The organism is Streptomyces sp. NPDC004610, from assembly GCF_040609715.1.
Classification (GTDB): domain Bacteria; phylum Actinomycetota; class Actinomycetes; order Streptomycetales; family Streptomycetaceae; genus Streptomyces.
On the sequence record NZ_JBEXLA010000014.1, the window covers coordinates 19,572 to 42,585 of the forward strand.

General features: G+C 72.0%; 21 protein-coding genes. 13 read left to right on the top strand and 8 right to left on the bottom strand.

Going from position 1 to position 23,014, the window contains the following annotated elements; genetic code table 11:
- Nucleotides 1-9 precede the first annotated feature (9 nt).
- From ybeY to era, 6 genes are all read left to right on the top strand, one after another.
- On the top strand, nucleotides 10-507 hold the full coding sequence (gene ybeY / locus ABZX40_RS17455; RefSeq protein WP_355731555.1) for an rRNA maturation RNase YbeY: 498 nt from the start codon (nucleotides 10-12) through the stop codon (nucleotides 505-507).
- Nucleotides 504-1,838: a hemolysin family protein gene (locus ABZX40_RS17460; RefSeq protein WP_355731557.1), complete on the top strand. Its 1,335-nt coding sequence runs from the start codon at nucleotides 504-506 to the stop codon at nucleotides 1,836-1,838. The genes ybeY and ABZX40_RS17460 overlap by 4 nt, the downstream gene beginning before the upstream one ends.
- Nucleotides 1,839-1,848: 10 nt before the next feature.
- A complete protein-coding gene (locus ABZX40_RS17465; protein ID WP_355731559.1) occupies nucleotides 1,849-2,211 on the top strand; it encodes an MmcQ/YjbR family DNA-binding protein in 363 nt (120 codons plus the stop codon).
- A gap of 33 nt (nucleotides 2,212-2,244) precedes the next feature.
- Entirely contained in the window at nucleotides 2,245-2,598 is a 354-nt protein-coding gene (locus ABZX40_RS17470; protein ID WP_355731561.1) for a cytidine deaminase, read from the top strand.
- Nucleotides 2,599-2,837: 239 nt separating this feature from the next.
- Entirely contained in the window at nucleotides 2,838-3,329 is a 492-nt protein-coding gene (locus ABZX40_RS17475) for a hypothetical protein (RefSeq protein ID WP_355731563.1), read from the top strand.
- Nucleotides 3,330-3,435: 106 nt separating this feature from the next.
- Nucleotides 3,436-4,386 (top strand): GTPase Era, encoded by a 951-nt coding sequence (gene era, locus ABZX40_RS17480; RefSeq protein ID WP_355731565.1) that lies wholly within the window; start codon nucleotides 3,436-3,438, stop codon nucleotides 4,384-4,386.
- 312 nt (nucleotides 4,387-4,698) lie between these two features.
- Here the strand turns inward: era and ABZX40_RS17485 are convergent, their stop codons facing one another.
- A complete protein-coding gene (locus tag ABZX40_RS17485) occupies nucleotides 4,699-5,559 on the bottom strand; it encodes a helix-turn-helix transcriptional regulator (RefSeq protein ID WP_355731567.1) in 861 nt (286 codons plus the stop codon).
- A gap of 158 nt (nucleotides 5,560-5,717) precedes the next feature.
- On the opposite strand from ABZX40_RS17485, the gene ABZX40_RS17490 reads away from it, so the two are divergent.
- Nucleotides 5,718-6,572 (top strand): NAD(P)-dependent oxidoreductase, encoded by an 855-nt coding sequence (locus ABZX40_RS17490; RefSeq protein ID WP_355731569.1) that lies wholly within the window; start codon nucleotides 5,718-5,720, stop codon nucleotides 6,570-6,572.
- A 13-nt stretch (nucleotides 6,573-6,585) separates the two neighbouring features.
- Here the strand turns inward: ABZX40_RS17490 and ABZX40_RS17495 are convergent, their stop codons facing one another.
- The 3 genes from ABZX40_RS17495 to ABZX40_RS17505 form a co-directional block, all read right to left on the bottom strand.
- The gene (locus ABZX40_RS17495) at nucleotides 6,586-8,004 is read right to left on the bottom strand and encodes a GH1 family beta-glucosidase (RefSeq protein WP_355731571.1); all 1,419 of its coding nucleotides are present in this window, start codon (nucleotides 8,002-8,004) and stop codon (nucleotides 6,586-6,588) included.
- A gap of 104 nt (nucleotides 8,005-8,108) precedes the next feature.
- The gene (locus ABZX40_RS17500) at nucleotides 8,109-8,375 is read right to left on the bottom strand and encodes a protealysin inhibitor emfourin (protein WP_355731573.1); all 267 of its coding nucleotides are present in this window, start codon (nucleotides 8,373-8,375) and stop codon (nucleotides 8,109-8,111) included.
- A 21-nt stretch (nucleotides 8,376-8,396) separates the two neighbouring features.
- Nucleotides 8,397-9,467, bottom strand: coding sequence for a M4 family metallopeptidase (locus ABZX40_RS17505; protein WP_355731575.1), 1,071 nt, complete (start codon nucleotides 9,465-9,467; stop codon nucleotides 8,397-8,399).
- 327 nt (nucleotides 9,468-9,794) lie between these two features.
- Here ABZX40_RS17505 and leuA point away from each other — a divergent pair, with 327 nt between their 5' ends.
- The 6 genes from leuA (at nucleotide 9,795) to ABZX40_RS17535 (ending at nucleotide 18,080) form a co-directional block, all read left to right on the top strand.
- Nucleotides 9,795-11,516, top strand: coding sequence for a 2-isopropylmalate synthase (gene leuA, locus ABZX40_RS17510; protein WP_355731577.1), 1,722 nt, complete (start codon nucleotides 9,795-9,797; stop codon nucleotides 11,514-11,516).
- A 183-nt stretch (nucleotides 11,517-11,699) separates the two neighbouring features.
- Nucleotides 11,700-12,395 (top strand): TerB family tellurite resistance protein, encoded by a 696-nt coding sequence (locus ABZX40_RS17515; protein WP_355731579.1) that lies wholly within the window; start codon nucleotides 11,700-11,702, stop codon nucleotides 12,393-12,395.
- Nucleotides 12,396-12,616: 221 nt separating this feature from the next.
- Nucleotides 12,617-14,722 carry an MMPL family transporter gene (locus ABZX40_RS17520; RefSeq protein WP_355731581.1) on the top strand — a complete coding sequence of 702 codons (2,106 nt, stop codon included), beginning with the start codon at nucleotides 12,617-12,619 and terminating at the stop codon, nucleotides 14,720-14,722.
- Between the two features lie 67 nt (nucleotides 14,723-14,789).
- On the top strand, nucleotides 14,790-16,028 hold the full coding sequence (locus tag ABZX40_RS17525; protein ID WP_355731583.1) for a histidine kinase: 1,239 nt from the start codon (nucleotides 14,790-14,792) through the stop codon (nucleotides 16,026-16,028).
- Nucleotides 16,025-16,711, top strand: coding sequence for a response regulator transcription factor (locus ABZX40_RS17530; RefSeq protein ID WP_355731585.1), 687 nt, complete (start codon nucleotides 16,025-16,027; stop codon nucleotides 16,709-16,711). The genes ABZX40_RS17525 and ABZX40_RS17530 overlap by 4 nt, the downstream gene beginning before the upstream one ends.
- Before the next feature lie 118 nt (nucleotides 16,712-16,829).
- Nucleotides 16,830-18,080 (top strand): sialidase family protein, encoded by a 1,251-nt coding sequence (locus tag ABZX40_RS17535; protein ID WP_355731587.1) that lies wholly within the window; start codon nucleotides 16,830-16,832, stop codon nucleotides 18,078-18,080.
- On the opposite strand, the gene ABZX40_RS17540 is transcribed toward ABZX40_RS17535, so the two are convergent.
- The 4 genes from ABZX40_RS17540 to ABZX40_RS17555 are packed head-to-tail and all read right to left on the bottom strand — an operon-like array spanning nucleotide 18,024 to nucleotide 22,993.
- The gene (locus ABZX40_RS17540; RefSeq protein WP_355731589.1) at nucleotides 18,024-18,950 is read right to left on the bottom strand and encodes a dihydrodipicolinate synthase family protein; all 927 of its coding nucleotides are present in this window, start codon (nucleotides 18,948-18,950) and stop codon (nucleotides 18,024-18,026) included. The two genes, ABZX40_RS17535 and ABZX40_RS17540, sit on opposite strands and share 57 nt — an antisense overlap.
- Nucleotides 18,950-20,017: an ABC transporter ATP-binding protein gene (locus ABZX40_RS17545; protein ID WP_355731590.1), complete on the bottom strand. Its 1,068-nt coding sequence runs from the start codon at nucleotides 20,015-20,017 to the stop codon at nucleotides 18,950-18,952. The genes ABZX40_RS17540 and ABZX40_RS17545 overlap by 1 nt, the downstream gene beginning before the upstream one ends.
- A 28-nt stretch (nucleotides 20,018-20,045) precedes the next feature.
- The gene (locus tag ABZX40_RS17550; protein ID WP_355731592.1) at nucleotides 20,046-22,034 is read right to left on the bottom strand and encodes a dipeptide/oligopeptide/nickel ABC transporter permease/ATP-binding protein; all 1,989 of its coding nucleotides are present in this window, start codon (nucleotides 22,032-22,034) and stop codon (nucleotides 20,046-20,048) included.
- Nucleotides 22,031-22,993 (bottom strand): ABC transporter permease, encoded by a 963-nt coding sequence (locus ABZX40_RS17555; RefSeq protein WP_355731594.1) that lies wholly within the window; start codon nucleotides 22,991-22,993, stop codon nucleotides 22,031-22,033. Before ABZX40_RS17555 ends, ABZX40_RS17550 begins: the two co-directional genes overlap by 4 nt.
- Between the last annotated feature and the right edge of the window lie 21 nt (nucleotides 22,994-23,014).

The following is a 23,014-nucleotide window of genomic DNA, read 5'->3' on the forward strand; positions in this document are numbered from 1 at the left end:
GCCAGCACTATGTCGATCGACGTCAACAACGAGTCCGGTACCGAGGTCGGCGAGCAGCGGATCCTCGACATCGCCCGCTACGCGCTGGCCCGGATGCGGATCCACCCGCTCTCCGAGCTGTCGGTGATCGTCGTGGACGCCGATGCGATGGAGCAGTTGCACATCCAGTGGATGGATCTGCCGGGCCCGACGGATGTGATGTCGTTCCCGATGGATGAGCTGCGTCCGCCGTCGAAGGACGACGAGGAGCCCCCGCAGGGGCTGCTCGGGGACATCGTGCTCTGTCCCGAGGTCGCCGCCAAGCAGGGCGCGGAGGCGGAGACCCAGCACTCCATGGACGAGGAGCTTCAGCTGCTCACCGTCCATGGGGTGCTGCATCTGCTGGGGTACGACCACGAGGAGCCGGACGAGAAGGCCGAGATGTTCGGTCTCCAGGCGGCCATCGTGGACGGCTGGCGCGCGGAGCAGGGCCTGACCGGTCCCTCCCCGGCCCCCACGGTGTCATGAGTATCCCGCTGATCACCGGGGCCGTGGCGCTGGTCGTCGTGGCCTGGCTGGCGGCCTGCGCGGAGGCCGGGCTCGCCCGGGTCTCCAGCTTCCGCGCCGAGGAGGCCGTACGGTCCGGGCGGCGCGGGAGCGCCAAGCTGGCGCAGGTCGCCGCGGATCCGACGCGGTATCTGAATGTGGCGCTGCTGGTGCGGGTGGCCTGTGAGATGGCCGCCGCCGCGCTGGTGACGTACGCCTGTCTCCAGGAGTTCCCGGCCACCTGGGAGGCGCTGCTGGTCGCCATCGGGGTGATGGTGCTGGTGTCGTATGTGGCGGTGGGGGTATCGCCGCGGACGATCGGGCGGCAGCATCCGCTGAACACGGCGACGGCGGCGGCGTATGTGCTGCTGCCGCTCGCGAGGATCATGGGGCCGATCCCGTATCTGCTGATTCTGATCGGTAACGCGCTGACGCCGGGCAAGGGGTTCCGGCGGGGGCCGTTCGCCTCCGAGGCCGAGCTGCGGGCGCTGGTGGATCTGGCGGAGCAGGAGTCGCTGATCGAGGACGACGAGCGCCGGATGGTGCACTCGGTCTTCGAGCTGGGCGACACCCTGGTCCGTGAGGTGATGGTGCCGCGGACCGATCTGGTGGTCATCGAGCGGTACAAGACCATCCGCCAGGCCCTCACCCTCGCCCTGCGCTCCGGCTTCTCCCGGATCCCGGTGACCGGTGAGAGCGAGGACGACATCGTCGGGATCGTCTATCTGAAGGATCTCGCGCGCAAGACGCACATCAGCCGGGACGCGGAGTCGGAGCTGGTGTCGACGGCGATGCGGCCCGCGTTCTTCGTCCCGGACACCAAGAACGCCGGGGATCTGCTGCGCGAGATGCAGAAGGAGCGCAACCATGTCGCGGTGGTGATCGACGAGTACGGCGGTACGGCCGGGATCGTTACCATCGAGGATATTTTGGAGGAGATCGTCGGCGAGATCACCGACGAGTACGACCGTGAGCTGCCGCCCGTGGAGGATCTCGGCGCGGGCCGCCATCGGGTCACGGCCCGGCTGGACATCGGCGATCTGGGCGAGTTGTACGGGCTTGAGGCGTATGACGACGAGGATGTGGAGACCGTCGGCGGGCTGCTCGCCAAGTGTCTGGGCCGGGTGCCGATCGCGGGCGCGAGCGCTGTGGTCGAGCTGCCGGACGGGCGGGCGCTGCGGCTGACGGCGGAGGCCGCGGCGGGTCGGCGGAACAAGATCGTGACGGTGCTGGTGGAGCCGGTCGGTCCGGACGGGTCGCCCGAGGGGGCGGCCGGGAGACCGGCGGTGTCGGCGCGGGAGCAGCAGGGGTGAGGGGCGCGGGATGACACCGCAGGAGCTGCGGGCGTTCTGTCTGTCGTTCAACGCGGCGGTGGAGGACTTCCCGTTCGGGCCGGAGACCTCGGTCTTCCGGGTGCTGGGCAAGCTGTTCGCGCTCAGTCATCTGGACGGGCGTCCGCTGACCGTCAATCTCAAGTGCGACCCCGAGGACGCGGTGCGGCTGCGGGCGGATCATCCCGGGCTGATCGTTCCCGGCTGGCATATGAACAAGCGGCACTGGAACACCGTGACGGTGGATGATGCGGAGCTGCCGGACCGGCTGGTCAGGGAGTTGGTGGAGGACTCGTACGACCTGGTCGTGGCGGGGTTGCCGCGGGCCGAGCGGCTGCGGCTGGACCGTCCCTGACGCGGGTGCGCGGGGGGTTCGTATGCTTCGGGCATGACCGACAGCAGCGCGCTCGACGCCGAGGACCGCAAGATCGTCACCCTGGCCCGTTCCGCCCGTGCCCGCAATGGGGTGCCCGAGGGGGCCGCCGTGCGGGACGAGACGGGGCGGACGTATGTCGCCGGGACGGTGGCGCTGGAGTCGCTGCGGCTGAGCGCGGTGCAGACGGCGGTGGCGATGGCGGTGGCGTCCGGGGCGCGGTCGCTGGAGGCGGCGGCGGTGGTGAGCGAGGCCGGGGAGATCGCCCCGGCGGATCTGGCGGCGGTGCGGGATCTGGGCGGGGCGGGGACGCCGGTGTTTCTGGCGGGGCCGGACGGGGAGGTCCGGGTGCGGGTGAGTGCGGGCTGATCGCTTCGGCGGCCCCTTCGATTCTGGTTCACCGCGTGTGACGCGCGTGAGCCGTATGACTTACCGGCGGTAACCTGGCCGGTTTTCGTCCTTACCCCGGTCCGTCGCTCCGGTATCAATAAAACCGCTGGTTCCGGCGGACCGTCAGAAACTCGACGCGTGTCCATGGTCGACGCGTGGCGTGCCGTCTCCCGTTCACCCCCACATGGCATCCCCCTACGGGAAGGGAACGCATCCCCATGAGCATCCCCCTGACACGCAAGCGAACAGGTATGAGCGCGGCCCTCGTGGTCGGCGCCCTCGCGGTCACCGGACTCGCCCTGGCGCCCACGGCGCTCGCCGTCACCCCCGCCACCGCCACCATCGACGCCGACTGCGGCAGCCTCGGCGGCGGCGCGGCCACCCTCACCGCCACCCAGAACGGCTCGGCGGCCACCGTCACCCTCACCTCCACCGACATCACCGCCCCGGTCGCCCTGGGCGCCGACTCCATCGTCGCCACCCTGACTCTGGTGAAGGCGGGCGGCGGCACTGTCGCCTTCTCCGGCACCGAGAACCCCGCCATGAACGCCGGTGACCCGGTCACCGTCGGCCCGCTGAGCGGCACGGTGGCCTCCGGCGACCGGCTGGAGGCGTTCGGCGGCGAGCTGAAGATGACCATCTGGGGCTTCATCACCCTCACCTGTACGGCGACCGCCCCGCAGTCGCCGGGACCGTTCGTGTTCGACTGACCGACCCCCCACGGGCCGGGCCACGGGCCGGGCTGCGGGCCGGGTGTCCTCGGGCGTCCGGCCCGCACGTGCGGCGGCTCCCTGTGGATCAGGGACAATGGGCGCCATGAGCGTTCGAACCCCGTCCTCCGAGCCGTCCGCGGCATCCCACCGCGCCGGCTTCGCCTGTTTCGTGGGCCGCCCCAACGCGGGCAAGTCCACCCTCACGAACGCTCTGGTCGGGCGGAAGGTCGCGATCACCGCGAACCAGCCGCAGACCACGCGGCACACCGTCCGCGGCATCGTGCACCGCCCCGACGCCCAGCTGATCCTGGTCGACACCCCCGGCCTCCACAAGCCGCGCACGCTGCTCGGCGAGCGGCTCAACGATGTCGTCCGCACCACCTGGGCCGAGGTCGATGTCATCGGCTTCTGCCTTCCCGCGAACGAGAAGATCGGGCCCGGCGACCGGTTCATCGCGAAGGAACTGGCCGGGATCCGCAAGTCGCCCAAGGTCGCCGTCGTCACCAAGACCGACCTGGTCGACTCCAAGACCCTCGCCGAGCAGCTCATCGCCATCGACCAGCTGGGCAAGGAGCTGGGGTTCGAGTGGGCGCAGATCGTGCCGGTGTCGGCGAAGTCCGGCAAGCAGGTCGAGCTGCTCGCGGATCTGCTCATCCCGCTGATGCCGGAGGGGCCCGCCCTGTATCCCGACGGTGAGCTGACCGACGAGCCCGAGCAGGTGATGATCGCGGAGCTGATCCGTGAGGCGGCGCTCGAAGGGGTGCGGGATGAGCTGCCGCACTCGATCGCGGTTGTGGTCGAGGAGATGCTGCCGAGGGCCGACCGGCCGGTGGATCGGCCGTTGCTGGACATCCACGCGTATCTGTACATCGAGCGGTCGAGCCAGAAGGGGATCGTGATCGGTCCCAAGGGGAAGCGGCTGAAGGATGTGGGGATCAAGTCGCGCAAGCAGATCGAGGCGTTGTTGGGGACGCCGGTGTTCTTGGATCTGCATGTGAAGGTGGCGAAGGATTGGCAGCGGGATCCCAAGCAGCTGCGGAGGCTTGGGTTCTGAGGGTTGCGGGTGCGGTGGCCGTGGCGGTGGCGGGGGCGGGTTGTTGGGTGCGGGTGCGTTGTGGCTGGTCGCGCAGTTCCCCGCGCCCCTAAAAGCCTGGGTTCTGGCCCGCGCTTCCTGGCAGCCGAAGAGCCTGAAAGCCTGGCCACTGGCCCGCGTTCCCTGGTAGCCGAAGAACCCCAAAGCCCAGCCCTAGACCCGCGTTCCCTGGCACCCGAAGAGCCTGAGAGCCCAGCCCTAGACCCGCTTCCCCGGCACCCGAAGAACCCCCAAGCCCGGCCCCCGACCCCCGTTCCCTGGTAGCCCAAAGACCTAAACGCCCTCCCCGCCTGCCGTAGAAGCGAAGTTCTGCGTGCCGATCACCCTCAGCAGCCTCAGGCGTTCATAGGTTTCCGTGTTCGGGCGGGCCGTGTGGATGATCAGGAGGTGGCGGTGGCCGTGGCTCAGGAGGATCTCGCAGTCCAGTTCCAGCAGGCCCACCACCGGGTGGATGAACCGTTTGGTCGCGCTGTCGCGCTGGGACACCTCGTGCTCCGTCCACAGGGACGCGAACTCCTCGCTGCGGGAGCGGAGTTCGGCCACCAGTGCCGCCGGTTCCGGATCGTCCGGGTGGGCCGCGGCCACCGCCCGCAGGCTCGCCACATGGCCCCGGGCCAGCGCCGCCCGGTCCTCCTCGGGGAACAGCGCCCGCGCCCCCGGGTCCAGAAAGAAACGGCGCCGTAGATTCCGATTCCGTCGCGGCTCGGCCATCACATCGCCGATCATCGCCTTGGCCAGCGCGTTCTGCGCGAGCAGCTCACCGCAGTCGTTGACGATGTGCGCGGGCGCGTCGTCCAGCCGGTCCAGGACCAGCAGCAGCCCGGGGCGGACATGCGCCGACGCCATCTCCCGCCGGGGCGGCTCCTCACCGGTCAGATGGAAGAGATGGTCGTGCTCCACCTCCGTCAGCCGCAGCGCGCGGGCCAGGGCGGTCAGGGTCTGCCGGGACGGCCGCGGGCCGCGTGACTGCTCCAGCCGCGTGTAGTAGTCCACGGACAGCCCCGCCAGCCCCGCCACCTCCTCCCGCCGCAGTCCGGGCGTACGGCGCCGGGGGCCCGCCGTCAGGCCCACATCGGCCGGGGTGATGCGGGCCCGCCCCCGGCGCAGGAAGTCCGCGAGTTCCGTTCGGTTCACCCCTCCACCCTGCAACGTTCCGCCCGTCTTATCCAGGGACTCCCGATCCCCCGATCGACAGGTCTCTCCCGCCGCCCCCGTCCCCACCCGAGGCTGGACACGGCGATCACCACGATCGCCACCATCACCACCATTACGGCGAGAGAAGGCGAGTGCCCATGCCCACAACACTGGTGACCGGTACGACCGGGCAGGTCGGGCGGCGTTTTCTGCCCCGGCTCCTGGCCCGGCGGCAGGGGAGCGACCAGGTGAGGATCCTGGTGCGGGACGCGGCCCGCGCCGCGCCCTTCGCGGAGCTGGGCGCCCAGGTCGTCGTCGGCGATCTGCGGGACGAGGAGGCGCTCGGGAAGGCGGTGGCCGGGGCGGACGCCGTGGTCAACATCGCCGCCTCCTTCCGCGGGGTCCCCGACGAGGAGGCATGGGCGGTGAACCGGGACGCGGCCGTCGCCCTCGGCAAGGCCGCCCAGTCGGCCGGGGTGCAGCGGTTCGTGCAGGTCAGTACGGGGGTGGTGTACGGCATCGGGCGCGGGCGTCCGCTTGTCGAGGAGGACGAGAACCGGCCGGGCGGCGAGCTGTGGGGCGCCTACCCGGAGTCCAAGATCGCGGCCGAGCGGGAGCTGCTGGCCCTGCCCGAGCTGGACGTCCGCATCGGGCGGCTGCCCTTCGTGTACGGGGAGGGCGATCCGCATCTCGCCCAGTCCCTGCGCTGGGCCGCGCACTGGGCCAGAGCCCAGCGCCTCCAGATGGTCCACCACATGGATGTCGCCCAGGGCCTGCTGCGGCTGCTGTGGGCCCCGGGCGCCACCGGCGTCTACAACATCGCCGACGACGCCCCGGTGACCGCCGTGGAACTGCATCAGCTCAACGGGATCGAGCCCCCGGCACAGCCCGAGGACCGTACCGACCCCGACCCCTGGTTCGGGATCATGTCCACCGAGCGGATCCGCCGGGAACTGGGCTACCGGCCGTATTTCCCGAGCGTCTGGAACGCCCGGGACGCCGGAGCCCTCTGACCGGCCGCCCGGTTCAGCGCTGGGCGCGCAGCAGCTCCCGGTACCAGGCGTACGACGCCTTGGGGGTGCGCCGCTGCGTCGCGTGGTCGACGTGCACCAGGCCGAAGCGGCGGGCGTGGCCCTCGGCCCACTCGAAGTTGTCCAGCAGCGACCAGACGAAGTAGCCGCGGATGTCCACGCCCGCCTCGATCGCCCGGTGCAGGGCGCGGACATGGCCGTCCAGGTAGGCGATCCGGTCCTGGTCGTCCAGGCCGTCGTAGGAGCAGCCGTTCTCGGTGATGACGACCGGGGGGAGCCGGTCGCCGTAGCGGTCGCGGAAGGTGGTGAGGAGTTCGGTGAGGCCCTCCGGGAGCACCGGCCAGCCGAAGTCCGTCGTCGGGACGTTCTCGATCTCCCGGACGGAGAAGGGCAGTTCGGCGGGCATCCGCACCCCGCCGAAGTCGATCTCGGTGCCCTGGGGGGTGCCCACCCGGGTCGGGGTGTAGTAGTTGACGCCGTAGAAGTCGAGCGGTTCGGAGATCACCTTCAGGTCGGCCGCCACGTCCCCCGGCATCAACTCGCCGAGCCCGGCCGGGTACTCGCCCAGGAGGAGGGGATCGGCGAAGAGGCGGTTGAGGAGGACGTCGTAGAAGTCGGCGGCCTCGGTGTCCGCGCGGTCGGCGGAGGCCGGCCAGGTGGGGCCGTGGGAGTTGGCGATCCCGATCTCGCCCGCCCCGGCCGCGCGCAGGGCCCGCACCGCACAACCGTGGGCGAGGAGCTGGTGGTGGGCGACCGGCAGGGCGTCGAACAGCAGCCGCTCGCCGGGGGCGTGGAGGCCCAGGGCGTGGCCCAGCAGGGTGTGCTCGGCGGGCTCGTTGAGGGTGATCCACCGGGACACCCGGTCGCCGAGCCGCCCGGCGACCACCGCCACATGGTCGGCGAACCGGGCGGCGGTGTCCCGCTCGCGCCAGTCCAGCGCGAGCGGCAGCTCCCAGTGGAAGAGGGTCGGCACCGGCCGGATCCCCGCCGCGCACAGCGCGTCCACCAGCCGGTCGTAGAAGTCGAGGCCGCCGGGGGAGTTCACCCGGGGCCAGGAGATCGAGAAGCGGTACGCGTCGACGCCCAGACCGGCGAGGAGCGCCACGTCCTCCGGATAGCGGTGGTAGTGGTCGCAGGCCACGGCCGGGTTCGAACCGTCCTTGATCCGGCCGGGCTCCGCGGCGAACACATCCCACACGGAGGGTTCGCGCAGCTCGGCCGCGCCCTCGATCTGCTGGGCGGAGGTCGAGACCCCCCAGCAGAATCCCGCCGGGAACCGGGGGACGGTGGCCGGATCAGCGGTCGGTGCCGCGGTCCGCGCGGGTGCCGGTGCCGGTGCCGGTGCCGGAGTCGGGGTCGGCGCGGGAGTCGGTGCCGCGGCCGGGGTCGTGTCCGTGCGTCGGTCGGTCGCCATGCGCGGATCATCCGTACCCCTGGTAACAGAAGTCAACGGGTAGGGGACGGGTCGGAGAGGTCAACCGGCCGGGGGAGAGCGGAAAGCGGAGACCCCTCGCCGGGTCAGGCGCCTTCCTTCAGCACCCGGCGGACCAGCTCGCGCTGTTCGTCGGTGAGCCGGGGATCCGAGCAGCGGACGGTCCTGTCGTCCACGGTGATCTCGTAACTGAAACCGTCCGGCACCCCGGCCGGCGGTGTGCCCCGGCCGGCGACGACCGCCCGCTCGGCCAGGGCCTGCCACTCCGCGGCGTCGGGCCGCCCCGAGGTGTCCACCTCGGCATGCCGCTCGATCCCCGCGAACCCACCCGTGCGCCTCACCTGAATCCGCATGGGTCCCTGTCTAGTACGGAATTACGCCTCGCGCACCCCGACCCGCTCCCACGCCTTCTGCACGGCGAGCAGTTCCTCGCCGTCACCGAACCGGGTCCGGGCCGCGGCGAGGGTCAGCTCGGCGAACTCGGCGAAGTCGGCGTCCGCCGTCAGCTCGCCGCCGGTCAGCACGTCGTACCAGATCCGGCCCGCGCGCTCCCAGGCGTGGCCGCCGATGGTGGTGGCGGCGAGGTAGAACGCGTGGTTGGGGATACCGGAGTTGATGTGCACCCCGCCGTTGTCCTGGCCGGTGCGGACGTAGTCGTCCATCGTCGCGGGCTGCGGGTCCTTGCCGAGGACGTCGTCGTCGTACGCCGTGCCCGGGGCCTTCATCGAGCGCAGGGCCGTGCCGGTGACGCGGGGGGCGAGCAGTCCGGCGCCGATCAGCCAGTCGGCCTGGTCGGCGGTCTGGCCCAGGGTGTACTGCTTGATGAGCGAGCCGAAGACGTCCGAGACCGACTCGTTGAGCGCGCCGGGCTGGCCGAAGTAGGTGAGGTTCGCGGTGTACTGGGTGACGCCGTGGGCGAGTTCATGGCCGATGACGTCGATGGGGAGCGTGAAGTCGAGGAAGATCTCGCCGTCCCCGTCGCCGAACACCATCTGCTCGCCGTTCCAGAACGCGTTGTTGTAGTCCCGGTCGTAGTGGACCGTGGCGTCCAGCGGGAGGCCGGAGCCGTCGATCGAGTCGCGTTCGAACGCGGTGAAGAAGAGTTCGTAGGTCGCGCCGAGGCCCGCGTACGCGCGGTTGACGGTGGCGTCCTGGCCGGGCTCCGAACCCTCGCCGCGGACCTTCTTGCCGGGCAGGCTGGTGCGGTGCTGGGCGTCGTAGATGGTGCGCTGCGGCTTGCCGGGCGCGGCGGCGGCCGGGGCGGTGACGGCCGGGGCGCCCAGGACGGTGGTCAGCCGTCGCTGGGTGCGCTCGAAGGCGTCGCGCTGGAGGGTACGGCGGGCGGCGTTCGCCACGGCGGGTTCGTCGGCACGGGCGAGGGTGTCGAGGACGTGGGGCGGGATGATCGTGCAGAAGATGGGCTCGTGGCCCCCGTTTTCCTTCATGTACGACACGGTGGCACTCCGTTGGGTCGGTGTCACTAGCGGTTACCGGGAATGGTGAAATGCGGGGCGTTGGCGGGGCGGGATGGTTGCGGTGTGTTAGGGGTGCGGGTGAGTGGGGGCCCTCTGCATGCATGAGGGGCGATCCCGCATCGTGATACACGGGCGTCATGACTCGGGAACCTCGGTTAGAGTGCTCGGCATCATGCGTTTCGGGCTGCTTCTTCTTAGCTGCCGCGGCGAGGGCCTGTAGTCCAGGTCGACTCCCTCCCCGCGGAGCTTCGTGTTGCCGTCGGCCGTCCCTTCCGGACACCCTCAGGAGCCCCGATCATGGCGAACCGCCAGCAGCCCAGCTCGATGCCCATCCGCAAGTACGGCCGCTACGAGCAGGTCGACATCCCCGACCGCACCTGGCCCCAGCAGCGCATCACCACCGCCCCCCGCTGGCTCTCCACCGATCTGCGCGACGGCAACCAGGCCCTGATCGACCCGATGTCCCCGGCGCGCAAGCGGGCGATGTTCGATCTGCTGGTGAAGATGGGCTACAAGGAGATCGAGGTCGGCTTCCCCGCCTCCGGTCAGACCGACTTCGACTTCGTACGGTCGATCATCGAGGACGAGGGCGCCATCCCCGAGGACGTCACGATCTCCGTGCTGACCCAGGCCCGTGAGGACCTGATCGAGCGGACCGTGGAGTCCCTGAAGGGCGCCCACCGGGCCACCGTGCACCTGTACAACGCCACCGCGCCCGTCTTCCGCCGGGTCGTCTTCCGGGGCTCCAGGGACGACATCAAGCAGATCGCCGTCGACGGCACCCGGCTGGTCATGGAGTACGCGGACAAGCTGCTGGGCCCGGAGACCGCCTTCGGTTACCAGTACTCCCCGGAGATCTTCACCGACACCGAGCTGGACTTCGCGCTGGAGGTCTGCGAGGGCGTCATGGACGTCTGGCAGCCCGGCCCGGACCGCGAGATCATCCTGAACCTGCCGGCCACCGTCGAGCGCTCCACGCCCTCCACCCACGCCGACCGGTTCGAGTGGATGGGTCGGAACCTGAGCCGCCGCGAGTACGCCGTGCTGTCCGTGCACCCCCACAACGACCGGGGTACGGCGGTGGCGGCGGCCGAGCTGGCGCTGATGGCCGGGGCCGACCGCGTCGAGGGCTGCCTGTTCGGCCAGGGCGAGCGCACCGGCAATGTCGACCTGGTCACCCTGGGCATGAACCTGTTCTCCCAGGGCGTCGACCCGCAGATCGACTTCTCCGACATCGACGAGATCCGCCGTACGTGGGAGTACTGCAACCAGATGGAGGTCCACCCGCGCCACCCCTACGTGGGCGACCTGGTCTACACGTCCTTCTCCGGCTCCCACCAGGACGCCATCAAGAAGGGCTTCGACGCCATGGAGGCCGACGCCGCCGCGCAGGGCGTCACCGTCGACGACATCGAGTGGGCCGTGCCGTATCTGCCCATCGACCCCAAGGACGTCGGCCGCTCCTACGAGGCCGTGATCCGGGTGAACTCGCAGTCCGGCAAGGGCGGTATCGCCTACGTCCTGAAGAACGACCACAAGCTGGATCTGCCGCGCCGGATGCAGATCGAGTTCTCCAAGCTCATCCAGGCCAAGACGGACGCCGAGGGCGGCGAGGTCACCCCGAAGGACATCTGGGCGATCTTCCAGGACGAGTACCTGCCCAACCCGGACAACGCCTGGGGCCGGATCCAGGTCCGCACCGGCCAGTCCACCACCGACACCGACGGGGTGGACACGCTCACCGTGGAGGCCACCGTCGACGGCGCCGACACCGTGCTGTCCGGCTCCGGCAACGGTCCGATCTCGGCCTTCTTCGACGCCCTCCAGTCCGTCGGCGTCGATGTACGCCTGCTGGACTACCAGGAGCACACCATGAGCGAGGGCGCCTCCGCGCAGGCCGCCTCGTACATCGAGTGCGCGGTCGGCGACAAGGTGCTGTGGGGCATCGGCATCGACGCCAACACCACCCGCGCCTCCCTGAAGGCGGTCGTCTCCGCCGTCAACCGGGCGGCCCGCTGACCGCTCCCACCGGGGGTTTACGGATCCCGCCCACCCTCGCCGGTGGGCGGGATCCCGTCGTTCACCGGCGAACTCACGCCAAGGTCACGGAAAGGTCTCGTCCAAGGTACTGACTACAGCTCATCAATGTGGCTAACATCACGCCAGCGCGGCGATGTTGCCGTGGGGTTACGGAGGTGCGACATGCTGCCAGAACGGGGACAAGACGGCCGTGTCGCCAGGTATTCCCGCATCCTGGGCACCCGTACCGCGTGGACGACCGTCGGCGACGGGCAGTTCTTCTGCCCCGGCTGCGGCGGCGACCGCAATTTCCAGCGGCTGACCGGCCGCCGCCGGTTCACGCTGCTCGGGGTGCCGGTGCTGCCACGCGGCGAGACCGGGCCCACCATCGAGTGCGCGGCCTGCCGCCGGCACTTCGGCACGGAGGTGCTGGACCACCCGACGACCTCGCGCTTCTCGGCGATGCTCCGGGACGCCGTCCACACGGTCGCCCTCGCCGTGCTCGCCTCGGGCGGCACCCGGGCGCGTACGTCGCTGTCGGCGGCGGCGGGGACGGTACGGGCCGCCGGGTTCGACGACTGCACGGAGGAACAGCTCGACGCGCTCGTGGAGGCGCTCGCGGCGGACACCGGGCGGGTGTACGGGCGGCCCTGCGGGCCGGGGCTGGCCATAGAGCTGCACGAGGCGCTCGATCCGCTGGCGCCGCATCTCGCACCGGCGGGGCGGGAGGGGATTCTGTTGCAGGGGGCGCGGATCGCTCTCGCGGACGGGCCGTACACCTCCGCGGAGAAGGAGGTGCTGGCGACGGTGGGCTCCGCCTTGACCATTGCTGCGGATGAGGTGTCTCGGTTGTTGGCGGCGGCGGGGACGCCGAGTTGAGTGCGGTGGGTGCGGGTCCGGTGGGGGCTGGTCGCGCAGTTCCTCCCCCAGAGGGGGTACCCCCAGCGCCCCTAAAAGCCTTGTACTCCCCCGGGAGTAATCGAGGGCCGGGGACGCCTGGGGTAGTACCCCGTGGCTCGGTCTTTTGTGTGACGTAAATGAAGGGTCCTCCCGACACGCTTAGGACGTCTGGTCAGTCCTGAGGGAGGGAGGCCCGGTTCATGGGAGCCGTGGGGAGTTCGTCGCGGTGGCGGGTCGTGCCGTGGGTGGTGCTCGGGTTGTGGATCGCCGTGATGGTGGTCGTGTCGCCGTTCGCGGCCAAGCTGGGGGACGTACAGCGCGACCGGGCCGTGGACTATCTGCCGAACAGTGCCGATTCGACGCAGGTCGCGAAGATCCAGGAGCGGCTGCCCGGTGGTGAGAGCACCGAGATGGTCCTCGTCTACCACCGGGACGGCGGGCTGACGGAGGCGGACCGGGAGGTCGCCGCCGGGCAGATCGAGGAGATCGCCGGGGCCCACACCCTGGTCGCCGAGCCCGTCGGGGTGCCGTCCGAGGACGGGACGACCCTGATGTACCCGGTCGCCAGCAATGAGCCGGGGCAGGACGAGGACGCCCGGGACGCGCTGGTCAACGAGGTGCGGGAGGTCGCCGGGGGCGGGGACGGGCTGAGCGTCGAGGTCGGGGGCGAGGCCGCGCTCGCCACCGACGCCGGGGAGGTCTACCAGTCGCTCGACGGGCCGCTGCTCTACACCACCGTCGCCGTGGTCGCCGTTCTGCTGATCATCATCTACCGCAGTCCGTTCCTGTGGCTGGTGCCGCTGGTCGTCGCCGGGATCGCGGACTTTCTGTCGATGGGCGTGGCGTACGGGCTCAACCAGTGGTTCGGGACGTCCGTGTCCGGGCAGTCGTCCGGGATCATGACGATCCTGGTGTTCGGCGCCGGGACGGACTACGCGCTGCTGCTGGTCTCCCGGTACCGGGAGGAACTGCGGACCGTCGAGCGGCCCTACGACGCCATGGTGCGGGCGCTGCGCGGCTGCGGGCCCGCCGTCCTCGCCTCGTCGGGGACCGTCGCCGCCGGGCTGCTGTGCCTGCTCGCCGCCGATCTGAACTCCAGCCGGGGCATGGGGCCGCTCGGCACCGTCGGGGTGCTGTGCGCGCTGCTCGCCATGCTGACCCTGCTGCCCGCCCTGCTCGTGCTGCTGGGACGCCGGGTGTTCTGGCCGCTGGTGCCGCGCTACGGCAGTACGCCCAAGGCGCGACGGTCGCTGTTCGCGGCGATGGGCTCCTCCGCCGGGCGCCGGCCGCGGACCGTGCTGCTCGGCGGGGCACTGCTGCTGGGGGCGCTCGCCCTCGGCGCGTTCAACCTGCCCGGCGACCTCAAGCAGGAGGACTCCTTCACCAACACCCCGGAGGCCGTCGCCGCCATGGGCACGCTCGCGAGCGCCTACCCCGAGCGCGGCACCCAGCCCATCACCGTCATCGCCCCCACCGGCCGGGCCGACAGCGCGCTGGCCGAGGCGCGGGACACCGGCGGGGTGGAGAGCGCCGAACGCGGGCGCAGCGGGGGCGGCTGGACGGAGATCACCGTGCTCGCCGCCGCGCCGCCGCAGTCCGCCGGGGAGACCCGGACCATCGAGGACCTGCGCGACCGGCTCGACGGCTCCTATGTGGGCGGGCCCAGCGCCGAGCAGCTCGACCTCAAGGACACCAACGCCCGGGACCAGACGGTCGTCGTACCGCTGGTGCTGCTCTCCGTGCTGCTGATCCTGGTCGCGCTGCTGCGCAGCCTGGTCGCGCCGCTGCTGCTGGTGGCCGCCGTGGTCGCGGTGTGGGGGGCCGCGCTCGGCATCGGCGGGCTGGTCTTCGGGCCGCTGTTCGGGTTCGAGGGCACGGATCCGGGGCTCGGGCTGCTGTCCTTCGTCTTCCTCGTCGCCCTCGGCGTCGACTACGGCATCTTCCTGATGCACCGGATGCGCGAGGAGGCCCTCAAGGGCGCCGAACCCGTCGCCGCCGCGCTCACCTCGCTGCGCACCACCGGCGGGGTCATCGCCTCCGCCGGGCTGGTCCTCGCCGCGACCTTCGCGGTGCTCACCACCATGCCGATGCTGCAACTCGTCCAGCTCGGCTTCGTCATCGCGGTCGGAGTGCTGCTGGACACCTTCCTGGTGCGGACCTACCTCGTGACCAGCGCGAGTGTGGCGCTGCGGCGGAAGGTGTGGTGGCCGGGGCCGCTGTCCCGGGCACCCCGGACCCCGGACGGGCCGCAGGGGCGGGACGACCGGGACGAGTCCCGGGCGGTGGGCGCTGCCGCCGGCCGCTGATCCCGACCGGAAACCCCTGGTGCCCCCTCCCTCCCGGAGGGGGCACCCCCTAGCGGAGGATGAGCCCGTGCAGGCATCCACCAGGGCGGCCCGGCCCCGCCGTATCGGCGAGCGGGTCATGGCCGCGATCAACCGCGACCCGCTGACGGCACCGCACGCCCTGCGCAACGACGCGGTGCTCGCCGTCGTCACCGCGCTGCTCGGCACCTGGTTCGCGCGGATGGGCGAGCACGGGCTGCGCCCCGACGCGCTCGGCTGGGCCCTGCTCTACGCCGCCCATGTGCCGCTGGTGTGGCGGCGGCGGCACCCGGTGCTGGTCCTGCTCGCGGTCGTCGCCTGCCTCGCCCCGTACCACGCGCTGGACTACCAGCACACCGCGCCGATCCCGGCGACCGTGATCGTCCTCTACACCCTCGCCGCCACCGGCACCGTCCGGCGCACCCTGGTCACCGGCGGCACCCTCCTCGGCACCGCCCTCCTCGTCAACGCGCTCACCAACCCCGACGGGCTGCGCGAACTGCTCCGGATCTCCGGGTGGATCCTCGCGGTGCTGTTCTGGGGCATCGACGTGCGCTACTACCGGCAGTACTTCGCCGCCCTGGTGGAGCGCGCCGAACGCGCGGAGCGCACCCGGGAGGAGGAGGCCCGGCGCCGGGTCGCCGAGGAACGGCTGCGGATAGCCCGCGACCTGCACGATCTGCTGGCCCACAGCATCACCCTGATCGGTGTGCAGACCTCCGTCGCCGCGCATGTCCTCGCCGCCGACCCCGAACGGCTCGACCGGGCCGCCGTCGCCGCCGCCCTCGACGACATCGCCGAGACCTGCCGTTCCGCCCGCGGTGAGCTGCGCACCACCCTGGAGGTGCTCCGCGCCCAGGACGGCGGCGACCACCGCGGCTCCCTGCCCGGTCTCGGCGGCCTCGGCGACCTCGCCGACAGCGCCCGGCTGGCCGGGGCGAAGGTCGATCTCGCGGTCAGCGCCGACGGGGTGGCGCCCGCGGTGGGCGCGGCCGTCTACCGGATCGTCCAGGAGGCCCTCACCAACGCCGTCCGGCACGGCGGGCGCGACGACCTCACCGTCCGGGTGCGGGTCGAGGACGACTCCGGGGCGCTGCGGGTCGCGGTCGTCGACGACGGGGCGGGCAGCGGCACCGGCACCCCGGGCCACGGTCTGGTCGGGATGCGGGAACGGGCCCGCAGTGTCGGCGGCACCCTGGACGCCGGGGCGCTGCCGGGCGGGCGCGGGTTCGAGGTGAGCGCGGTGCTGCCGCTGGGCGGCGCCGGTGAGGGAGGGGGTGCGGGGTGAACGCGGGGACCGAGCCGATCCGGGTGCTGCTCGCCGACGACCAGACGCTGGTGCGGTCGGCGTTCGCGATGCTCGTCGAGTCCGCGAAGGACATGGAGGTCGTCGGGCAGGCCGCGACCGGGCGCGAGGCGGTCGAGCTGGCCCGCAGCGCCCGCGCCGATCTGATCGTCATGGACATCCGGATGCCTGACCTCGACGGGATCGAGGCGACCCGGCTGATCGCCGCGGACGACGCTCTCGCGCGGGTGAAGGTGCTGGTGCTGACGACGTACGACAGCGACGAGAACATCGTCTCCGCGCTGCGGGCGGGGGCGGCGGGGTTCCTCGTCAAGGACACCCGGCCGGCCGATCTGCTGGACGCGATCCGCACGGTCGCGGCGGGGGAGTCGCTGCTGTCGCCGGGGCCTACGGCGCGGTTGATCGCGCGGGTGCTCGCGGCTCCGCCGGGGGTGGGGGGCGTGGGGGGTTCCGGGGGGCCCGAGTGTCTTTCGGCGCGGGAGCGGGAGGTGCTGGTGCTGGTGGCGCGGGGGTTGAACAACGCGGAGATCGGGGGTGCGCTGGGGGTGAGTCCGCTGACGGCGAAGACGCACGTCAGCCGGATCATGGGGAAGCTGGGGGTGCGGGACCGGGCGCAGTTGGTGGTGGTGGCCTACGAGTCGGGGGTGGTCAAGGCCGGAGGGTAGGTGCGGGTTCGTGGGGGCTGGTCGCGCCCGCGCGGCGGAGCCGCACATGTGACACAGCCCCGCGCCCTATCGGCGTTGCTGTGGAGGGTATTGATGGGGTGTCGGTGAGCATGGGCGGATGAGACTTCTTGGTCGTGTGCTGGTTGCCTCTGCCGTGCTGTTCACGCCCCTCAGCGGCGCCCTTCCGTCCCATGCCGCCGGAGGATGTGAGGCGTCCGTCCCCTACACCGCCTCCCGAGGCGGCTACGACACCTACCGCATCCCCGCCGTCGTCCGCACCCCGCAGGGGACCGTGCTGGCGTTCGCCGAGGGGCGGCGGGACGGGGCCGGGGACAGTGGGGACATCGATGTCGTGGTGCGGCGGTCGGGGGACGGGGGGTGCACCTGGGGGCCGGTGAGCGTGGTGGCCGCGGGGGAGGGGGACACCCGGGGGAACCCGGCGCCCGTGGTCGACCCGGGGACCGGGGACGTCGTCCTGCTCACCTCCTCCAACGGCGGGCAGGTCACCGAGGCGCAGATCATGCGGGGGGAGGTGACCGCGGAGCGGAGCAGGCGGGTTTTCGTGCAGCGCAGCGCGGACGACGGGCGGTCCTTCGGGGCGCCCCGGGAGATCACCGGGCAGGTGAAGCCGCCGGGCTGGCGCTGGTACGCGACGGGGCCGGGGCACGCCGTCGCCCTCACCCACGGGCGGCACCAGGGGCGTCTGGTCGTCGCCGCCAACCACTCCGCCGCGCCGCCCGCCGGGTCCGCCGACACCGGCCAGGAGCCCCGCTGGTACGGCGCCCACGCCCTCTACAGCGACGACGGGGGCGTGAACTGGCGGATCGGGTTCGTGGACGACACGTACGACGGCGTCGACAACGCCAATGAGTCCAGCGCCGCCCAGCTCACCGACGGGCGGCTCTACTTCTCCGCCCGCGACCAGCACGGCACCGGTACCGGCAACCGGCTGCACGCCTGGTCCCGCGACGGCGGCGAGAGCCTCGTCCGGCCCTACGCCGTCCAGCCCGCCCTCGATGACGTACCGATCGTGCAGGGGAGTGTGCTCCAGATGCCGGACGAGGGGCCGCTGCTGTTCTCCGGGCCGTCCGTGCCCACCGCCCGTCAGTCCATGGCCCTGTGGAGCAGTGCCGACGGCGGGCGGAGCTTCCGCACGGCGCTCACCCTGTCCGAGCGGCGGGCCGCCTACTCGGACCTCGTGCCGCTCGGCCCGGAGGCGGTGGGGGTCCTGTACGAGACCGGGGTGTCGAGCGCGTACGAGACGATCGAGTTCCGGCGGCTGGGGGACTTCGGGGAGCAGGGGTCGGCCGGGTCAGAGGAGTCCGGCGGTGGCCAGGTACTTGCCGACGTGTTCGACCTCGTCCGGTGACAGCGGGATCTGGGGGGCGGCGGTCGCCGGGCAGGCGATGACGCCCCGTAGGTGCAGGGCCGCCTTGAAGGCGCCGAGGGCGGAGGAACTGCCGCCCATCCGGGCCGGGTCGCCGACGCCGACCAGGCCGAACAGGGCGCACAGCCGTTCCTGTTCGGCGCGGGCCCGCTCGGGGTCGTTGGCGCGGGCGAGCCGGTAGAGGCGGACATAGCCGTGCGGGTCGACATTGGCGAGGCCGGGGACCGCCCCGTCGGCGCCGAGCGCGAGGGCCGCGTCCACCACCACCTCGGAGCCGGTCAGCACGCTGAAGCCGGGGATCGCGCGGGCCCCGAGAACGACCTCGCGGAAGCCGCCGAGGTCGCCGCTGGAGTCCTTCAGGCCCGCCAGGACACCGTCGGCGGCCAGGGCCAGGACCAGGGAGGGGGAGAGCTTGGAGTGCACCGAGCGGGGGAGGTCGTAGGCGACGACCGGGAGGGCGGAGCGCTCGGCGAGCAGGCGGTAGTGGCGGTCGATCTCGGCGGGGTGGGTGCGGGTGTAGAACGGGGCGGTGGCCACGACCGCGTCGGCGCCCGCTGCCGCCGCCGCGGCGATGTGGTCCAGGACCCGGGGGGTCGTCATGTCGATCGCGCCCGCCAGGACCGGCAGGGAACCGCCGAGATGTCCGGCGACGGTCTCCACCACCTGCCGGCGCTGGGCGTCCGTCAGATAGGCCGCCTCGGAGGTCGAACCGAGGACGAACAGGCCGTGCACCCCGCCCGCCACCAGATGGTCCACCAGCCGCTCCAGCGAGGGGACGTCCACCTCGCCCTCGGGCGTCAGGGGCGTGCAGACGGGCGGGACGACACCGGTGAGGGGGGCGGGCAGGGGCATCAGATCTCCCGGGGGTGGCTCCGGCGGGCGAGATCGCGGGTCGACTCGTCCTCCTCCACAGGATGGTGACAGCGGAAGCGGTGGCCGGGCTCAGACGTGGCCGTAAAATCAGGCAATTCGTCCATGCAGACCTGGTCGGCCTTCCAGCAGCGGGTGCGGAACGGGCAGCCGCTCGGCGGGCGGGTCGCCGACGGCACCGGGCCCACCAGCGGGATCGGGTCGATCGGGTGCAGCAGTCCGGGCGTTGCCGAGAACAGGGCCCGGGTGTAGGGGTGTCGGGAGTGCTCGGTGACCCGGGCGGCCGGGGTCTCCTCCACGATCCGGCCCAGATACATGGTGATCACCCGGTCGCTCATCCGCCGTACCGTCTGGATGTCGTGCGACACGAAGACCAGGGCGAGGCCGAGGCGTTCCCTGAGGTCCAGCAGGAGATTGAGGATCTGGGCGCGGACCGATACGTCGAGGGCGCTGGTCGGCTCGTCGGCGACCACCAGCTCGGGGTCCAGGGCGAGGGCGCGGGCGATGGCCACGCGCTGGCGCTGACCGCCGGAGAGCTGGCCCGGAAGGGCGTCGGCGAGGGCGGGCGGCAGCCCCACCAGGGCCATCAGCTCCCGCACCCGCTCCTCCCGCCCGGCCCGGTCGCCGCGGGCGTGCACATCGAGGGGGTCGCGCAGGATCCGGCGGACGGTCAGCCGACGGTTCAGCGCGGTCGAGGGGTCCTGGAAGATCATGCCGGTGGAGCCGCCGATGACGGTCCGCCGCTCACCCGGCGACATCGCCCACAGGTCCCGGCCCCGGAACGCCACCGTGCCCGACGCCGGGCGCTCCACGCCCACCAGGACCTTCGCCAGGGTGGACTTGCCGCAGCCGGACTCGCCGACCACCCCGACCGTCTCGCCGGGCGCGATGGTGAGATCGGCGGCGGTCAGGGCGTGGACGCGGTCGCGGGTGAAGACGCCGCCGCTGCGGGCCTTGTGGACGACATGGGCGGCGGTGACGGTGACGAGGGGCGGGGGCGGGGGGCCGTCCGTCTCGCCGAGGCCGTCGGGTTTGACGAGGGCGTTCATCGTGTCCGCTCCCCTCCGCCGGGCAGGTTCATCCGACCGGCTCGCTCTCCGTCGACACCAGGGCGATCGCCGGGTGGTGGCAGGCCGCCAGATGGGTGGCCGTGCCGGTCAGCGCGGGGGCCGTCGTCCGGCAGCGTTCCGTCGCGCGGGGGCAGCGGTCGGCGAAGCGGCAGCCCGGCGGGAAGTCCGCCGGGGACGGGACGACGCCCCTGATCTGCGTCATCCGCTGCGCCCCGCCCTCCAGGGACAGCACACTGCCGAGCAGCCCCCGGGTGTAGTGGTGGGCCGGTGTCTCCACCAGGTCCGCGGTCACCCCGCTCTCCACGATCTGGCCGCCGTACATCACCACCACCCGGTCGGTGATGTCGGCGATCAGGGCGAGGTCGTGGGAGACCAGGACCAGGGCGAAGCCCAGTTCGGCGCGGAGCCGCAGCAGGAGTTCCATCACCTGGGCCTGCACGGTGACGTCGAGCGCGGTGGTGGGCTCGTCGGCGACGATCAGCCGGGGGTCGCGGGACAGGGCCATGGCGATCAGGACGCGCTGGCGCTGGCCGCCGGAGAGTTCGTGCGGATAGCTGCGCAGGGTGCGTTCGGGGTCGAGGCCGACCAGGGTGAGGAGTTCGGCGGGGCTGCGCCGGCCGCCGCGCCGGACGACCTGTTTGAGCTGGGCGCGGATGGTCATCGCCGGGTTGAGGGAGGACAGGGCGTCCTGGTAGACCATCGCCATTTCATGGCCGAGCAGCCGCCGCCGTACCCGGACCGGCTCGGTGAGCAGATCGCGCTCCCGGAAGCGGATCCGGCCGCGCACCCGGGCCCCTTTGGGCTCCAGGCCCATCACGGTCAGCGCGGTCAGTGACTTGCCGCAGCCCGACTCGCCGACCAGCCCGAGCACCTCACCTGCCCGTACCTCGAAGCTGATGCCGTCCACGATGTCGACGCCCCCGTGGCGGCCCGGGAACCCGATCGCCAGGTTCTCCACCGCCAGCACCGCCGGACCACCGGGCAGCGGCCGGGCCCGGGACCGCAGCCGCCGGGCGGCGTCGGTGAGACCGGGCAGCGCAGGCACCTCGCCGGTGCCGGGCTCGGGGGACTCCAGCGGGTCGGTGTGCCCGTCGGCGCCGGGGCGGACCGGCACCTCGCGGGGCGCCGGGGCGGCCCAGGCGTCCGAGACGCCCTCGGACAGCACGTTCAGCGACAGCACGGTCACCAGCATCAGCAGCCCGGGGAAGACCGTCGCCCACCAGCCGCCGGTCAGCACCATGTTCTTCCCGTCGGCGATGACACTGCCCCAGGACGGGTCCGGTGGCCGCACCCCCGCCCCGATGAACGACAGCGACGCCTCGAACACGATCGCCTCGGCGACCTGGACCGTGCAGAACACCAGCACCGGCGCGGCGCAGTTGATCGCCACGTGCCGCCACACGATGTGCGGGGTGCGGGCGCCGATGACCCGCTCGGCGGTGACATAGTCCTCGCCGTACTGGTCGAGCACGTTCGCCCGCACCACCCGCGCCACCGGCGGGGTGAACAGAAACGCGATGGCGCAGATCAGCACGGTGATGCCGCCGCCGAACACGGCGACGAGGACCGCCGCCAGCGCGATCCCGGGGAACGCCATCACCACATCCAGACAGCGCATCAGCGTCTCGTCCACCGCCCGGCGCGAGGTCGCCGCGACCGCGCCGATGACCGCGCCCGCCACCAGCGCCAGCCCGGTCGCCCCGAGGCCGATGGCGAGGGACCAGCGGGCGCCGAAGACCAGCCGGCTGAGGATGTCCCGGCCGACGCTGTCCTGGCCCATCCAGTGCGCGGCCGAAGGATGCCCGCTCCCGTCGACCGGCGGGAACTGCGCCAGCGGGTCATAGGGCGCGACCAGGGGCGCGAGGACGGCCACCAGCACCACCAGGGCCAGGAAGCACAGGGCGAGCTTCGACAGCAGCGGCAGCCGGCGCCAGCCGCGCAGCCGGACCCCGGGACGGGCGAGGGCCTCGGTCAGGGCCTTGCGGGTCATGATCATGCGGTCGAGTCCCTCAGTCGCGGGTTGACCAGCAGGTACAGGATGTCGATGACCAGGTTGACCACGACGAACCCGATCGCCGTGGTGATCACGACTCCCTGGACGACCGCCGGGTCGCCGTTCTTCACGGCGTCGATCATCAGCTTGCCCATCCCGGGCAGCGAGAAGATCGTCTCGATGACGACCGCGCCGCCCAGCAGATAGCCGACCCGCAGCCCCAGCACGGTCAGCGGGTTCATCAGGGCGTTGCGCAGCACGTTCCGGCCGACCACCACCCGGGGCGGCAGCCCGCTGCCGATGGCGGTGCGGACATAGTCCTTGTCGAGTTCCTCGACCATCGAGGTGCGCACGATCCGGGTGAGCTGGGCGGCGACCGGCAGGGACAGCGCGAGGGCGGGCAGCGTCAGGGTGCGCAGCCAGCCGGTGACCGAGTCGGCCGGGTTGATGTAGCCGCCCGCCGGGAACCAGCCGAGGCCGACCGCGAAGTACTGGATCATCAGCAGCGCCAGCCAGAACCCGGGCGCCGCGACCCCGATCAGCGAGACGACCCGGATGATCTGGTCCGGCGTCCGGTCCCGGTAGATCGCCGCGGTCACCCCGCCGATCAGCGACAGCACCACCGCGATGCCCAGCCCCAGGAACGTCAGCTGCACGGTCAGCGGCAGCGCGGTCAGCACCTGGTCGAGGACCTCGCCCCGGGTCAGCGCGCTGGTGCCCAGATCGCCGTGCAGCAGATCGCCCACGAAGTGCAGGTACCGCACCGGCAGCGGGTCCAGCAGACCGTGCTCCGCCCGGAAGTCGTGCAGCTGCTCCGGCGTCGGATTGGCGCCCTGGAAGAACGCGGACGCCGGATCGACGTCCGAGAACCCCATGACGACGAAGACGAACAGCGCGATGCCCAGCATCAGCGGCACCAGCAGCAGGATCCGGCGGACGAGAATCCGGACGACGGCGACCACGCGCGACTCCCCTCCGTTCGG